The sequence below is a fragment of the Arthrobacter sp. ISL-28 genome (assembly GCF_018613875.1).
Taxonomy (GTDB): domain Bacteria; phylum Actinomycetota; class Actinomycetes; order Actinomycetales; family Micrococcaceae; genus Arthrobacter.
Map to the genome: position 1 here is coordinate 1 of NZ_JAGGPJ010000030.1, position 13,803 is coordinate 13,803.

Sequence of the window (13,803 nt, forward strand, 5' to 3'; positions counted from 1 at the left end):
GGTCGTCCAGGGTGAGTTTCTTCATCTGGTGGGTGGCGTTGCGGCCTTCGAAGTGCGGGCCGAGGCCGTAGCCCTTGACCGTTTTGGCCAGGATCACGGTGGGCTTGCCCTTGAATTCGGTGGCTGCCTTGTACGCGGCGTAGACCTTGCGGTAGTCGTGGCCGCCGCGCTTGAGGTTCCAGATCTGGTCATCGGTGAGGTCCGCGACCATGTCCTTGGTCTGCGGGGTCTTGCCGAAGAAGTGTTCCCGTACGAACCCGCCGGATTCGGCCTTGTAGGTCTGGTAGTCGCCGTCGGGGGTTTCGTTCATGATCTTCACCAGGGACCCGTCGGTGTCCCGGGTCAGCAGCTCATCCCATTCCCGGCCCCAGACAACCTTGATCACGTTCCAGCCCGCGCCGCGGAAGAACGCCTCGAGTTCCTGCATGATCTTGCCGTTGCCGCGCACCGGCCCGTCCAGGCGCTGGAGGTTGCAGTTGATCACGAAGTTCAGGTTGTCCAGGTTCTCGTTCGCGGCGAGCTGGAGCAGGCCGCGGGACTCGGGCTCGTCCATTTCCCCGTCGCCCAGGAACGCCCAGACCTGCTGGTCCGAGGTGTCCTTCAGCCCGCGGTTGTGCAGGTACCGGTTGGACTGGGCCTGGTAGATCGCGTTCATCGGCCCGATCCCCATCGAGACCGTGGGGAATTCCCAGAACTCGGGCATCAGCCGCGGGTGCGGATAGGAGGACAGGGCATGGCCGGCGCGGGACTTTTCCTGCCGGAAGCCGTCCAGGTCCTGCTCGGTCAGGCGGCCTTCCATGAACGCCCGGGCGTACATCCCGGGGGAGGCGTGGCCCTGGAAGAAGACCTGGTCCCCGCCGCCGGGGTGGTCCTTGCCGCGGAAGAAGTGGTTGAAGCCGACCTCGTACAGGGTGGCCGCGCCGGCATAGGTGGAGATGTGCCCGCCCACGCCGATGTTCGGCCGCTGTGAGCGGTGCACCATCACCGCGGCGTTCCAGCGCATGTAGGCCCGGTAGCGGCGCTCGTACTCCTCGTTGCCCGGGAATTCCGCTTCCTGGTCCGCCGGGATCGTGTTCACATAGTCCGTGGTGGTGACCATCGGGACCCCGACGCTCTGCGCGCCGGCACGCTGCAGGAGACTGCGCATGATGTATTGGGCACGCTCGGTGCCCTGTTCCCTGATCAGCGAATCCAGGGACTCAACCCACTCGGCGGTCTCTTCCGGATCACGATCAGGCAGCTGGTTAGTCAACCCGCTGAGGATATGGGAGGTATCTTCTCCTGCAGCCACGTCCAACCTCTCTTTGCGCGCATTCATCGGCGCCCTCAGGTCCGGCAGGGTAGCTGCCTGGCGTGAACGCGACGTGTGCGACATATCGGTTACAACAGCCCGGTCATGTGCGCCGGGCAGGGTTCTATCTCGTCTACGACTGCCTATCCGTCCAGGGCGGTCGCCCCGCAGGCATAGCTGTCACCAGTCACTCTAGCTGTGACGGCTTGCCGATGCGTAGCCGCGTCTGGCGCCTCTGTCGTTTTTGACCGTCATACTGGTTGTGTGACGCACAATAAGCCGCACCGCGGCAGTAGCAGCTTGAAGCGCACGCCCAAAGGGTGTTGGCTTGGAGTAATTGATATCACTATGCATAGGAGGAACACGTGAGTGAGGCCGACGCCGCCACTTCGGTAAATGTGGCGGAAAAATTGGGTTTCAAGGGCGGGGATCTGATTCAGGAGTTCGGTTACGACGATGACGTCGACTTCGACTTGCGTGATGACATTGAGGATCTGACGGGTTCCGAGCTCCTGGACGAGGACGATCATGACGTTGTGGACGCTGTCATATTCTGGTGGCGCGACGGCGACGGCGATCTCGTTGACACTCTTGTCGACTCGCTCACGACACTCACTGAAGGCGGCGTCGTCTGGGTCCTGACACCCAAGTCCGGCCGCCCGGGTTATGTTTCCCCCTCGGACATCCAGGACGCAGCCCCCACTGCCGGGCTGCACTGCACCACGTCGGTAGGTGTGTCCAAGGACTGGAGCGCCACCCGCCTGGTGACCAGGAAGAACAAGTGACCGCAACGAACACCGAGGCGCCCACGGGGGTCATGGCTGTGCCCGAAGTAGGGCAGCCCGCCCCGGACTTCACCCTGGTCAACCAGTTCGGTGAGCCTGTCCGGCTGGCGGACTTCCGCGGCCGGAACGTGGTGGTTGTCTTCTATCCCTTCGCCTTCTCGGGCATCTGCACCGGTGAACTGTGCGAGATCAGGGACAATCTGGCCGTTTTCGAGCACGCCGACGCCGAGGTGCTGGCAGTTTCCGTTGACAGCAAGTTCGCCCTCCGCGCCTATGCCGAGCAGGAAGGGTATGGCTTCAGCCTGCTTGCCGACTTCTGGCCACATGGGGCAGTGGCCGAGCAATACGGTGTCTTTGACGCGGACAGCGGCATGGCCACGCGGGGGACCTTCATCATCGACGGCGAAGGCATCGTTCGGTACGTCGTGGTCAATCCCCGCGGCCAGGCGCGCGATCTGGGCGAGTACCGCCGCGTGCTGGCAGGACTGGCCCAAGGCTGAACACATGGATGAGCGGCGGACCGGCATTGGCCTAACAGGGTTTGCCAGTCGGCCTGCTGCCCCGCTGGCGGAGCCGTCCGCGTCAGAGCTTGAAGTCCTGACGCAGATCCGGGACCTGTTGTCCGGGCTGCGCCTGGCTCTCCTGACGGGGGCGGGACTGAGTACGGATTCCGGGATCCCCGACTATCGAGGGCCCGATTCGCCGCCGCGGTCGCCGATGACGTACCAGGAGTTCGTAGGGGACGAGGCGAACCGTCAGCGGTATTGGGCCAGGAACCACATCGGCTGGTCCCATCTCAGGCGTGCTGATCCCAATGCCGGCCATGCCGCCGTCGCGGTTTTGGAACGCCGGGGACTCCTGACGGGGCTGATCACCCAAAACGTCGACCGCCTCCATGAGGATGCCGGCAGCGTGAATGTGGTGGACCTGCATGGGCGCTTTGATCAGGTCATCTGCCTGGACTGTCGCCGCACGTACTCACGTCAGCTGCTGGCCGGCGTGCTGGAGGCACTGAATCCCGGATTCCTCGGCCGTGCCCTGGAATCCGGCGTGGTGGAAATCGCACCCGATGCCGACGCGACGGTGGAGGATTCAGCGCTTATCCGCAGCTTCGTCCCGGCGCGCTGCCCTGCCTGTGGCGGGGTCCTGAAGCCGGACTTTGTGTATTTCGGGGAAAATGTTCCCAAGGATCGTGTAGAGCGCGCCTATTCCATGGTGGATGAGGCAAGGGCGCTGCTCGTTGCCGGTTCTTCGCTCAGCGTCATGAGCGGCCTGCGGTTTGTCCGCCATGCCGCAAGAGAGGGCAAGCCGGTGGTCATCATTAACCGCGGTGCGACGCGGGGAGATGAATTTGCCACTATCAGGCTCGGCGCCGGTGTGAGCGAATCTCTTGCCTGGCTTGCCGCGGAGCTGCCTGGCATCCCGCGGGCCTGATCCGGATTGGCGTTTCAAGCCTGTGTTCCGGTAGAGTCTATGTTCGTTGGTTCGAGCGCTTCGGTGCGGGAACCGGCAAAAATGGGTCTTTAGCTCAGCTGGTAGAGCGCCACGTTTACACCGTGGATGTCATCGGTTCGATCCCGGTAGGACCCACAAAGAAAAACCCCGTCTTCTAAGCCAATGCGGCTGAGAAGGCGGGGTTTTGTGTTTGTCAGGTGAGGTCGGTTTCATAGTCCTCACGCCAGGAATGTCACTGCCCGGCCATACCCTTCGGGCATGGAACATGTGGTGGTGAGGAGTGCTCCGGATGGCCGGCCGGCGGCGGTCATTAGGGGCGGCCGCGAATGGACCGTCGGGGCAGAGCCGGTCCGCTGGTTTGAACGGGTCAACTGGTGGGAAGCCGAGCGACGGATGCCGCTGGGCCGGAGCCGTGTGGACGTTGAGGTCTGGAGATTGCAGGCGCGGCTGGGGCGGAATGAAAACTCCGCATTGATCACCATGGAGGTCATGCGGGACGGCCTCGGGGGCGGCTGGAGATTGCGGGGAACCCTCGCGGACGTGGCGTGACTGTTGCCGACCGGCGTGACACCGGAAAGCCCGGGCCATTGGAAAAGCCTTCCACCGCGACTATTGGGGGATGCCGCGGTGGAAGGCCTACGTTGAATATACCGTGAACTTTCGGAAAACGAAACCATTCCGTAATACAAGCAAATAATCACGACGTAGCCCGTCGACTCTTGCGTTCGAGGAGTGGCTGAGCCGGGCCTGGCCGGATTTCTTCCACGGCGGGAAGAGCAAAGCCATTATGATGTGAAGTGTTCAGTTGAATGAACAGGCGTTGAAGAACGGGCCCCGGATTGATTGGCCCGCTAATGACTGAGCATCTATGCTGCCTGCGCGCCAAGCGCATACCGATTGAAGGAGAATCATGGTCGATTCCCGCGCATCCCGCCCCAGCGACGGATTGGGCAGCACTTCACCGGCTCCCGCCGTCACCCGCGCCGCCGCCGTCATGGATGCACTGGCAGCATCCGCGACGGGCCGGCTGACTCTTAGCGACCTCGCCAGGGAGCTCGGCATCCCAAAGTCGTCAACATCAAACCTGCTGCTGGCTCTGGAAGAGGCCCGCCTGATCAGCCGGCAAGGCTCTGAATTCACCCTCGGCCGCAAACTGGTTGAGCTCGGAGCGGCCTACCTGAGCAGGCTGGATGAGGTCCAGGAGTTCTACCGCTTCTGCGAGCAGGCCCCCACGCTTTCCGGCGAGACCGTGCGCATCGCCATGCTGGACGGTGCCAATGTCATCTATCTCGCGCGCTATGAAGGACATCCGGCTGTCCGGCTGACGTCCAACATCGGGGATAAGATGCCGGTTTCGCTCTGCGCCGTGGGCAAGGCGCTAATTGCCCGCCTTCACGAGCACGACATCGACGCCATGTTTCCTGATGATGCGGATCTGCCCGTGCTCACTCCAAAATCGATCCGCACCGGCGCCGAGCTGAAGGCCCAGCTCCGGCAAATCCGCGAACAGGGCCATGCCTTCGAGGACGAGGAATCCACCACGGGCGTAGTGTGCCTGGCTGTCTCGGTGCCCACCCACGGCGCCCACGGCCCAAGCCTGGGCCTGTCCGTGACGGCGCTCAAGGCCACATATTCGGACGAGCAGGGCGCCCAGATGGTCAAGGAACTGAAGGAACTGGCGAGGTCGCTGGGCAACCCGATGGGCTGAAGGGTGCTGAGAGCGGCGTCACATTGACGCCGCTTTCTCCATAAAAGATGTGACTATTGGCCGGTCGTTCAACTTGTTGTACTGTGTTCAACATAGTGATCGGCACCATGGGTGTTGCCGCTATCCCACCAAGGCCAACGGGGGCCTGGAGTGTTTTTGAGGGAGTGCTTGTGACAACTCGTACTGATATACCGCTGGCTGAAGCGGACGGCGCCGTCGTCGAACCGGAACAGCTGCGAAGGGCAACTCTTGCCAGCTCCGTAGGCTCCGCTCTGGAGTACTACGACTTCTATATTTACGGTCTCGCCTCGGCGCTGATCTTCGGACCCTTGTTCTTCAAGCCACTGGGCGAAGAGGGCGCACTCATTGCCTCGTTTGCCACCTACGGCGTCGGCTTCGCGGCACGGCCGTTCGGTGGCGTAGTCTTCGGCTACATCGGGGACCGCTACGGCCGGAAAATGGTTCTGATCCTGACCATCGGCCTCATGGGAATGGCCAGCTTTGCGATCGGCCTGCTGCCCACGTTCGAGCAGGCGGGGATGCTCGGAGCCGTGCTCCTGGTGATCCTCCGCATCATCCAGGGCCTTGGCGCCGGAGCTGAGCAGGCCGGCGCAACGACACTGATCTCCGAAGTTGCCCCGCGCCGCCGTCGTGGCTTCTTTGCCTCCCTTCCTTTCGTGGGAATCCAGCTGGGCACGCTCCTTGGTGCCGGCACCTTCGCGCTGATCGCGATGGCAGACAAGGCCGTCCTCGAGGGCGGGCTGTGGAGGGTTCCTTTTCTGGCCAGCGTCATCCTGATTGCCGTGGCCATCTTCATCCGCCTTCGGCTGAAGGAGACGCCCGTGTTCCAGGAACTGGAGAAGCACAAGAATGTTGTGAAAAACCCGGTCGGCGAACTCTGGAAGCACTCCAAAAAGAACGTGCTCGTGGGTATCGGCCTGCGCATGGGTGAAAACGGCAACTCCTCCATCTACTCCGCGCTCCTGGTGGCCTTCCTGGCAGCCCCCGCCGGCGTATTCCCCGGGGACAAGTTCATCGGCCCCGTAGGCCTGCTCATCGCCGCAGGCTTCGCCGCCGTCATGGTGGTCACCTTCGGCGCACTGTCCGACCGCTTCGGACGCGTCCCCGTCTACCGGTACGGCGCACTCTTCCAGGCCCTGCTTGCCTTCCCGGCGTTCTACCTCGTCACCCTCGGCAACGTGACACTGGTCTGGGTGGTCATGGTGGTGGGCATCGCCCTCGGCGTGCAGTCGATGCTCGGCCCGCAGTGCCCACTCCTGCCCGAGCTGTTCGGTTCCCAATACCGCTTCACGGGCGTTGCCATGAGCCGTGAACTGTCCGCCGTGCTTGCCGGAGGCCTCGTGCCACTGGTCGGTGCAGCCCTGCTCGCCGCAACCGGATATTCGTGGATGGTCCTGGCCATCTACTCCGTGGTGCTGGCGCTGATCTCCTTCGTCACCACCTTCTTCACTCCGGAGACCAATGGCCGCGACCTCGTACTGATCGAGGACGCGAGCTAGCACGCCACAGCCAGGCGCGAACGGACACGTGCGGCCCCTTCCCGGAGGGGCCGCACGTGTCCCTTCGCACTTTATGCGTGGGCTGGGAGGCTCTCGGAACGCCAGACCGGCCAGGCGGCATGCGCTGCGCAGGGTCCCGGGTTTACGGTGGATGCATGGAGTACCTGAGGGGTCCTTTGTATCTGGACGTCGCCGCGAAGGGACTGTGCCTCGTCGGCGTCGTGATGATGATTTTCGGGCAGGGCGGATGGTTCATCGGCGGGGTTGTCGCCGTTGTCATCGGGGTGCTGTTTGGTGCGTGGTCCATGATTGCTGTCCGGCAGACGCGGCGCCGAGGATGGGATGGCGTGAACCGCATTCAATAGCGTGTGCGTGGGTCGCGGCCGGGGCTTAGATGTTCGTTCGCGCTCCAGCGCAGCCGTTCAGTCAGCACAGCCGTTCAGTCAGCGCAGCCGTTCAGTCAGCGCAGCAAAGAGCCGGGCAACCATTGCGGCTGCCCGGCTCCTTGGTTCTCTGCGCCCCGCGCCGTCCTTCCAAGGGACGGTCGGCCGGGACGCGAAGCGGTGTCCTAGTAGAAGTGGACCGTGTCCACGAGGTGGGGGAGGTCGCCCCCGTCGAGGAACGTGCGGAGGTTGCTGCAGAAGCGCTCAGCGATGAGGCGGTTCTCTGCGGCGCTGAGGGCTGACGTATGGGGTGACACCATGACCTTGGGGTGGTTCCAGAGCGGGCTGTCCTGGGGGAGCGGCTCCACGGCGAACACGTCCAGGCAGGCGTAGGACACCTGCCCGTTGTCCAGTGCTTCCAGCAGTGCTTCCTCGTCGACCACGGTGCCGCGGCCCACATTGACAAAAACGGCGCCGGGCTTCATGGCGGAGAAGATCTCGCGGTTGAACAGCTTCTCCGTATACGGTGTGCCCGGCAGGGTGTTGACCACGGCGTCGGCGGAGCTCAAGAGGCCCGGGAGGCCGTCGTTGCCTGCCACCTCCTCAATGCCCTCGAGGGGCTCCACGTTCCGCTTGGTGCCGCTGACTTTCATGCCCAGCGCCCGGGCAACGCGTGCGGTCTCGAGCCCGATCTCGCCGAGTCCGGCAATCACGAGGGTCGAGCCGTTGACGAGCCGCGTCGGGATCCGCAGCTCCGGCCACGCTTTGTCCGCCTGGTCCTGGGCGAGTTCGGCGGTCCGCTTGAAGCCATTCAGGATTCCCAGGGCCGCGAACTCGGCCAGGGGCAGGGCGTGGACGCCGGCCGAAGTGGTGACCTTGAACTTGTTCAGCGTTTCCGGGTCCAGTCCTGACGCTTTCACGGCCCCGCCTGCCCCTGCGGCCATCGCGTGGATCCACTGCAGGTGGGGATTGCCGCGGGCAATCCTCGCCAGGCCTGCGGGACTTTCGTTCGGAAAGCCGTAGATGACCTGTGCCTTACCCAGCATGTCCCAGTAGCGCTCCTCCTGCTCGGCGGTGCGCGTGAAGTCGGGATCACCCGAGTGGTCTGCCGGGAACCGCTCAGGCGGCAGCAGCTCGGGTTGGTAGAGAACGGTCACGGAGGGATCTACGGCGCGAATGCGCTCCACCAGCTCTGCTTCGAGCGGCACGGCGATTGCGACAGTGGTTTCAGTCGTCATACTGTTCATCATACTGAATGGAGGCTAGGATACTGAACGGCTCGAGAGAAGATTAAGCACAACGAAGTGAGGCGCTCCGCATGAATAGACAGAAGGCAGGCTTCGTGGGTCTGGGGCTCATGGGGGCACCGATGGCCGCCAACCTGGTGAGGCGCGGTTGGACAGTTACGGCCTGGAACCGGTCGGCCGCAGCGCTGGACGAGTTTGAGCAGCTCGGGGGAGGGCGCGCCAGGGATGTGGAATCGCTCCGGGACGAGCCGCTGATCGTCTTCATGCTGCCGGACCTTGGCTTTATTGAGGAGGCGTCTGCAGGGCTGCTGGCCAGCTGGACGCAGTCCCCTCCGGCCGCCGGGACCGTGCTGGCGGTCATGAGCAGCGTCTCGCCGGCCGGAGTCCGGGACTTCAGGCGCAGGGTATGGGAGGTCAGCGCCGGCCGTGCATCCGTGGTGGATGCACCAGTCAGCGGCGGCACCACGGGTGCCATCGAGGGGACCCTGGCCATCATGGCAGGCGCGGACGACGAGGCGGATTTCCAAAGGCTGCGGCCGCTGCTCGAGGCCGTGGGCGGCACCGTCCGGCGGCTGGGCCCGCTCGGTGCCGGATCGCTGGCGAAGGCCTGCAACCAGTTGATCGTGGGAACCACGACGGCGGCACTCGCCGAAGCGGCCGAACTCGCCGAACGCTCAGGCATTGACGCAGCCGCCCTCTATGAGGTCCTGTCCGGCGGGCTGGCGGGCAGCAGGGTGCTGGACCTCGTGGGCCCGCGGCTCGTGCAGAAGGACTACCGGCCGACGGGTCCCGCCAAGTTCATGCACAAGGACCTTTCGTTCGTCGTCGAGTCGGCCGCCGCGGCGGGTGCCGCCATCCCCATGGCGACGGCCGGCGTCGAACTTTACGCGGAACTCACGCGGCAGGGGCTGGGCGACCTGGACCTGGCCGTTGTCCGCCAGACCATTTCCAATCTCAGCAACAGGACCGCGGCTGCCGCGGACGGAGGGACCATCACAGCATGAGTGCACTTTTTGACCTGACCGGGCGCATTGCCCTCGTCACCGGCTCCAGCCGCGGCATCGGAAACGCCTTGGCACGGGCCCTGGCGGACGCCGGCGCCACCGTGGTCCTGAACGGCATCACGCCCGCCAGGCTGAAGGCCGCAGAGGACTCCATGGCCGTGGACTACCCCGAGGGCCGGATCCGCAGCTGCGCATTCGACGTCACCAGCGACGCGGCCGCGGCCGAGGGCATTGCGTGGATTGAGGCCAACGTGGGCCCGCTGGACATCCTGGTGAACAACGCCGGCATCCAGCACCGCGTGCCCATGCTGGAACTTGATGTCAGCGACTGGGAGCGCGTCATCTCCACCGATCTCACCAGCGCCTTCCTCGTCGGCCGGGAAGCAGCCCGGCACATGATCCCCCGGGGGAGCGGCAAGATCATCAACATCTGCTCCGTGCAGACCGACCTGGCGCGTCCCACGATTGCGCCGTACATCGCCGCCAAGGGCGGCCTCCGGAACCTGACCCGCGCCATGACTGCTGAATGGGCGGCATCCGGACTGCAGATCAACGGCATCGCGCCGGGTTACATCCACACGGAAATGACCCAGAACCTGGTGGATGACGAAGAGTTCAACTCGTGGATCCTGGGGCGGACGCCGGCCAACCGCTGGGGGACGGTTCAGGATCTGGCGGGACCCGCCGTCTGGCTGGCCTCCAGCGGTTCGGACTTCGTGAACGGCCAGACCATCTTCATCGACGGCGGCATGACGGTGGTGGTCTGATGGCACCAACAATTCAGTACGCGGAACTGCCGCCCACCGCACCCGCGGTCGTGGCCCATGCCGCCGGCGACCTGAGGCTGGAAAATTTGGCGCTTACGGCCCCGGCAGCGGATGAAGCCGTGGTGGAAGTGGCCTTCGGGGGCATCTGCGGTTCTGACCTCCACTACTGGCGGAACGGCGCCGCCGGTGAATCCGTGCTCAAGGCACCCATGGTTCTCGGCCACGAAGTCGCAGGGACGGTGGTCCGGCCGGCGGCCGACGGGGGCGGCCCCTCGGCCGGCACTCCGGTGGCAGTGCATCCGGCCACTCCGGCGCCGGGCGCTGCCCGGTACCCGGCGGACCGGCCCAACCTGTCGCCCAGCTGCACTTACCTGGGCAGTGCGGCACGGTTCCCCCACACGAACGGCGCCTTCAGCCGCTATGTGAACCTTCCCGCGCGAATGCTCCGGGCCCTTCCGGGGACCGTCGATCTCAGGACGGCGGCGCTGATCGAGCCCGCCAGCGTTGCCTGGCATGCCGTGGCCCGCGCAGGGGACGTGGCCGGCAAGACTGCCCTGGTGATCGGCTGCGGCCCGATAGGCGCCCTCGCCGTGGCCGTGCTGAAACGGGCAGGGGCAGCACGGATTGTCGCCGTGGACATGCATGCGAAGCCGCTCGAGATCGCCGCGGCCGTGGGCGCGGATGAAGTCCTCACCGCCGCGGACGCTGACGCCATCGCCGCAGTCGAGGCGGACGTGGTCATCGAATCCTCCGGCAGCCACCAAGGCCTGGCCTCCGCCATCACGGGTGCAGTGCGTGGCGGCATCGTGGTGATGGTCGGACTGCTTCCGTCAGGCCCGCAACCCGTCCTGATTTCGCTGGCCATTACCCGCGAACTCGAGCTCCGCGGGTCGTTCCGGTTCAATGACGAAATCGATGAGGTCATTGAGGCGCTTGCTGACGGATCGCTGGAGATCGGACCGGTGGTCACCCATGAGTACCCGGTGCAGCAGGCCCTCGAAGCCTTCGCGGTGGCGCGCAACTCGGCCGAATCAGGGAAGGTGCTGCTGGATTTCCGGGCCACCGCAATTCCCGCGGGAGAAGCCTAGGCGGAGTGCTGGCGCCGTTGCACAGGTACAAAAACCCGCGGCTGCTCGACCCAGACCGGCTCCATTTCGGCGATCGTTCGACGCATTATTCTGTTCGCGGCCTCGCGGGCTTCCGCTGCATTGCCGACGTAAATAGCTTCGGCCACATCAAGATGCCACTGCAGCGTGAGGTCCCGGGGGCGGTCCGGCATCAACCCGTGCACAGTCCGGCCGGTCAGGGTTTCGGCCACCTGCCCCACCAGGTTGGCGAACATCTCGTTGCCGGAGCCGCTGAGCAGGAGGGAGTGGAAGTGGATGTCCAGTTCCAGGAAGCGGTGCACGTCACCGGCTTTGCCCGCGTCGCGCATGGCGAGGGCCACATCGAGAAGCTCCTGGCGGAGCTCGGCCGGGGCGTTGACCGCGGCAAGTTCAGCCGCCACCGGTTCGACGGCGGCGCGCAGCTCGGCGAGTGAGCGCAGCTGGGCGCCGCGGCCTTCGCCGGCGAGCCGCCAGCGGATCACCAGCGGATCGAAAGGATTCCAGCGGTGGGGCGGGAGGACCCTGATGCCCACCCGCTTGGTGGTCTCCACGAGTCCCAGGGACTGCAGCACGCGCACGGCTTCCCGGATCACTGACCGGGATACTTTGAGCTCGTCCTCCAGTTGCTCCGCGAGCATGATATGCCCTGCAGGCAGGCTGCCGCTCACGATCCTGGTTCCCAGGTTCTCGACGGCGCGGTGATGGAGGCTGGTCGACATATTGGTAAGCATAGTGGGGCGGGCGGCCGGCCCTGCCCCAGCCGGCACGCCGGTGGGCCCGGCCCCTTAGACTCTTTGTGACGCAATTGCTTCCACTGAGTGGGCTCCCCCTTTTCCCGGGGCTTCGGAATATATATGCTTTATTCACACCCACTTTTTCTTTAAGCGTGTTCCGCAGGACGTGCGGGACCCATTGCACAGAAATGAATTGGAGTTTTGATGTCAGCACACATCGGTGTCACCGGCCTTGCGGTAATGGGCGCCAACTTGGCCCGCAACCTCGCCCGGAATGGCTTCACCGTTGCCCTGCACAACCGGTCCGTTGAGAAGACCGATACGCTGCTGGAAAAGCACGGCCATGAGGGCGACTTCGTCCGGACTGAAAGCCTCGAGGAACTGGTTAACTCACTGGAGAAGCCGCGCCGCGTCCTGATCATGGTCAAGGCCGGCAAGCCGGTCGACTCCGTGATCGAGCAGCTCGAGCCGCTGCTGGAGGCGGGCGACATCATCATTGACGCCGGCAACTCCCACTACGAGGACACCCGCCGCCGGGAGGCAGCCCTCGCCAAGAAGGACCTGCACTTCGTGGGCATCGGTGTTTCCGGCGGTGAGGAAGGTGCCCTGAACGGTCCGTCCATCATGCCCGGCGGTTCCAAGGAGTCCTACGACGCCCTCGGCCCGCTGCTTGAGAAGATCGCAGCTCACGTCGACGGCAAGCCCTGCTGCGCCTGGATCGGCACCGACGGCGCCGGCCACTTCGTCAAGATGGTCCACAACGGCATCGAGTACGCCGACATGCAGGTCATCGGCGAAGCGTTCGACCTGCTGCGCTCAGGCGCCGGCATCGAGCCCGCCGAGCAGTCCAAGATCTTCGCCGAGTGGAACAAGGGCGAACTCGCCTCCTTCCTGATTGAAATCTCCGCCGAGGTCCTGGGCCACGTCGACGGCCGCACGGGCAAGCCGTTCGTCGACGTCGTGGTCGACGCGGCAGGCCAGAAGGGCACTGGCCGCTGGACCGTCATCTCCGCCCTTGAGCTGGGATCCCCGACGTCGGGCATCGCAGAGTCGGTCTTCGCCCGCGCCCTGTCCTCCCAAGCCGACCAGCGCAAGCTGGCCCAGGAGCTACTCGCCGGTGAAGAAATCAACGTCGAGGTTCCCGAGACGTTCGTTGAGGATGTCCGTCAGGCGCTGTACGCCTCCAAGCTGGTTTCCTACGCCCAGGGCCTGGACATGCTGACCTCTGCAGCCACTGAATACGGCTGGGACCTGAAGCTGGACGAGATCGCTTCACTGTGGCGCGGCGGCTGCATCATCCGTGCCGAACTGCTTAAGGAGATCACCAAGGCTTACGCCGCGGATGAGAAGCCGGCCAACCTGCTGTTCGCCCCGGCATTCACCAAGGCCATCGCCGAGGTGCTGCCGGCTTGGCGCCGCGTGGTTTCCACCGCTGTCCAGCTGGGCATCCCGGTGCCGGTGTTCTCCTCCTCCCTGGCCTACTACGACGGACTGCGCCGCAAGCGCCTCCCGGCCGCCGTGATCCAGGGCCAGCGTGACCTGTTCGGAGCCCACACCTACGGCCGCGTCGACGCCGAGGGAACGTTCCACACCCTGTGGGGCGAGGACAAGTCCGAGATCGAGGCCGTGGACACCCACTAGCCACGGCTGACGGCCGGAACGGTCTAACGGGAAAGGCCGGCGCTTCCCCGATACTCTGGGGAAGCGCCGGCCTTTGTCTGTCCGGCGCCAACTGTTCCGCCGAGCACCGTCCCCAATTTCGGCGCGCCCCAAGACGCGCTGTCCGGTGGGGCAGGGGCGCGG

Annotated in this window: 13 protein-coding genes, 1 tRNA gene and 1 pseudogene; 12 read left to right on the top strand and 3 right to left on the bottom strand. The window is 64.8% G+C overall.

What is annotated here, in order from left to right:
• Positions 1-1,318: pseudogene (locus J7E80_RS19430) on the bottom strand (pyruvate dehydrogenase (acetyl-transferring), homodimeric type); the annotation flags it as partial.
• A 338-nt stretch (positions 1,319-1,656) separates the two neighbouring features.
• On the opposite strand from J7E80_RS19430, the gene J7E80_RS19435 reads away from it, so the two are divergent.
• The 8 genes from J7E80_RS19435 to J7E80_RS19470 all read left to right on the top strand — a co-directional run bounded on the left by J7E80_RS19435 (position 1,657) and on the right by J7E80_RS19470 (position 7,124).
• Positions 1,657-2,076, top strand: a complete 420-nt coding sequence (locus tag J7E80_RS19435) for a DUF3052 domain-containing protein (RefSeq protein WP_215053871.1) — start codon at positions 1,657-1,659, stop codon at positions 2,074-2,076.
• 32 nt (positions 2,077-2,108) lie between these two features.
• The gene (locus tag J7E80_RS19440) at positions 2,109-2,576 is read left to right on the top strand and encodes a peroxiredoxin (RefSeq protein WP_215053906.1); all 468 of its coding nucleotides are present in this window, start codon (positions 2,109-2,111) and stop codon (positions 2,574-2,576) included.
• A 4-nt stretch (positions 2,577-2,580) separates the two neighbouring features.
• Positions 2,581-3,510, top strand: a complete 930-nt coding sequence (locus tag J7E80_RS19445) for an NAD-dependent protein deacetylase (RefSeq protein WP_215053872.1) — start codon at positions 2,581-2,583, stop codon at positions 3,508-3,510.
• An 83-nt stretch (positions 3,511-3,593) separates the two neighbouring features.
• Positions 3,594-3,666: transfer RNA gene (locus J7E80_RS19450), tRNA-Val, on the top strand.
• Between the two features lie 123 nt (positions 3,667-3,789).
• Positions 3,790-4,080, top strand: a complete 291-nt coding sequence (locus J7E80_RS19455; protein WP_215053873.1) for a hypothetical protein — start codon at positions 3,790-3,792, stop codon at positions 4,078-4,080.
• A 361-nt stretch (positions 4,081-4,441) separates the two neighbouring features.
• Complete coding sequence (locus tag J7E80_RS19460) at positions 4,442-5,239, top strand: IclR family transcriptional regulator (protein ID WP_215053874.1); 798 nt, start codon at positions 4,442-4,444, stop codon at positions 5,237-5,239.
• Positions 5,240-5,409: 170 nt separating this feature from the next.
• Positions 5,410-6,759 carry an MFS transporter gene (locus J7E80_RS19465; RefSeq protein WP_215053875.1) on the top strand — a complete coding sequence of 450 codons (1,350 nt, stop codon included), beginning with the start codon at positions 5,410-5,412 and terminating at the stop codon, positions 6,757-6,759.
• Positions 6,760-6,914: 155 nt separating this feature from the next.
• Positions 6,915-7,124 (top strand): hypothetical protein, encoded by a 210-nt coding sequence (locus J7E80_RS19470; protein WP_215053876.1) that lies wholly within the window; start codon positions 6,915-6,917, stop codon positions 7,122-7,124.
• A gap of 203 nt (positions 7,125-7,327) precedes the next feature.
• Here J7E80_RS19470 and J7E80_RS19475 read toward each other — a convergent pair whose 3' ends face one another.
• A complete protein-coding gene (locus tag J7E80_RS19475; protein WP_215053877.1) occupies positions 7,328-8,392 on the bottom strand; it encodes a D-2-hydroxyacid dehydrogenase in 1,065 nt (354 codons plus the stop codon).
• Between the two features lie 68 nt (positions 8,393-8,460).
• Here J7E80_RS19475 and J7E80_RS19480 point away from each other — a divergent pair, with 68 nt between their 5' ends.
• From J7E80_RS19480 to J7E80_RS19490, 3 genes are read left to right on the top strand one after another with little or no spacing between them, the layout of a single operon-like run.
• Entirely contained in the window at positions 8,461-9,393 is a 933-nt protein-coding gene (locus J7E80_RS19480; protein ID WP_215053878.1) for an NAD(P)-dependent oxidoreductase, read from the top strand.
• The gene (locus J7E80_RS19485) at positions 9,390-10,160 is read left to right on the top strand and encodes an SDR family oxidoreductase (RefSeq protein ID WP_215053879.1); all 771 of its coding nucleotides are present in this window, start codon (positions 9,390-9,392) and stop codon (positions 10,158-10,160) included. Before J7E80_RS19480 ends, J7E80_RS19485 begins: the two co-directional genes overlap by 4 nt.
• Positions 10,160-11,248, top strand: coding sequence for an L-idonate 5-dehydrogenase (locus tag J7E80_RS19490; protein ID WP_215053880.1), 1,089 nt, complete (start codon positions 10,160-10,162; stop codon positions 11,246-11,248). Before J7E80_RS19485 ends, J7E80_RS19490 begins: the two co-directional genes overlap by 1 nt.
• On the opposite strand, the gene J7E80_RS19495 is transcribed toward J7E80_RS19490, so the two are convergent.
• Entirely contained in the window at positions 11,245-11,985 is a 741-nt protein-coding gene (locus tag J7E80_RS19495; protein WP_215053881.1) for a FadR/GntR family transcriptional regulator, read from the bottom strand. The genes J7E80_RS19490 and J7E80_RS19495 overlap by 4 nt on opposite strands.
• Before the next feature lie 219 nt (positions 11,986-12,204).
• Here J7E80_RS19495 and gndA point away from each other — a divergent pair, with 219 nt between their 5' ends.
• A complete protein-coding gene (gene gndA, locus J7E80_RS19500) occupies positions 12,205-13,641 on the top strand; it encodes an NADP-dependent phosphogluconate dehydrogenase (RefSeq protein ID WP_215053882.1) in 1,437 nt (478 codons plus the stop codon).
• Positions 13,642-13,803 lie beyond the last annotated feature (162 nt).

Bases quoted from the DNA above. Each gene is read 5' to 3' on its own strand.
- J7E80_RS19440 (WP_215053906.1), top strand. From the start codon at position 2,109: ATGGCTGTGCCCGAAGTAGGGCAGCCCGCCCCGGACTTCACCCTGGTC.
- J7E80_RS19445 (WP_215053872.1), top strand. From the start codon at position 2,581: ATGGATGAGCGGCGGACCGGCATTGGCCTAACAGGGTTTGCCAGTCGG.
- J7E80_RS19455 (WP_215053873.1), top strand. From the start codon at position 3,790: ATGGAACATGTGGTGGTGAGGAGTGCTCCGGATGGCCGGCCGGCGGCG.
- J7E80_RS19460 (WP_215053874.1), top strand. From the start codon at position 4,442: ATGGTCGATTCCCGCGCATCCCGCCCCAGCGACGGATTGGGCAGCACT.
- J7E80_RS19470 (WP_215053876.1), top strand. From the start codon at position 6,915: ATGGAGTACCTGAGGGGTCCTTTGTATCTGGACGTCGCCGCGAAGGGA.
- J7E80_RS19475 (WP_215053877.1), bottom strand. From the start codon at position 8,392: ATGATGAACAGTATGACGACTGAAACCACTGTCGCAATCGCCGTGCCG.
- J7E80_RS19480 (WP_215053878.1), top strand. From the start codon at position 8,461: ATGAATAGACAGAAGGCAGGCTTCGTGGGTCTGGGGCTCATGGGGGCA.
- J7E80_RS19485 (WP_215053879.1), top strand. From the start codon at position 9,390: ATGAGTGCACTTTTTGACCTGACCGGGCGCATTGCCCTCGTCACCGGC.
- J7E80_RS19490 (WP_215053880.1), top strand. From the start codon at position 10,160: ATGGCACCAACAATTCAGTACGCGGAACTGCCGCCCACCGCACCCGCG.
- J7E80_RS19495 (WP_215053881.1), bottom strand. From the start codon at position 11,985: ATGTCGACCAGCCTCCATCACCGCGCCGTCGAGAACCTGGGAACCAGG.
- gndA (WP_215053882.1), top strand. From the start codon at position 12,205: ATGTCAGCACACATCGGTGTCACCGGCCTTGCGGTAATGGGCGCCAAC.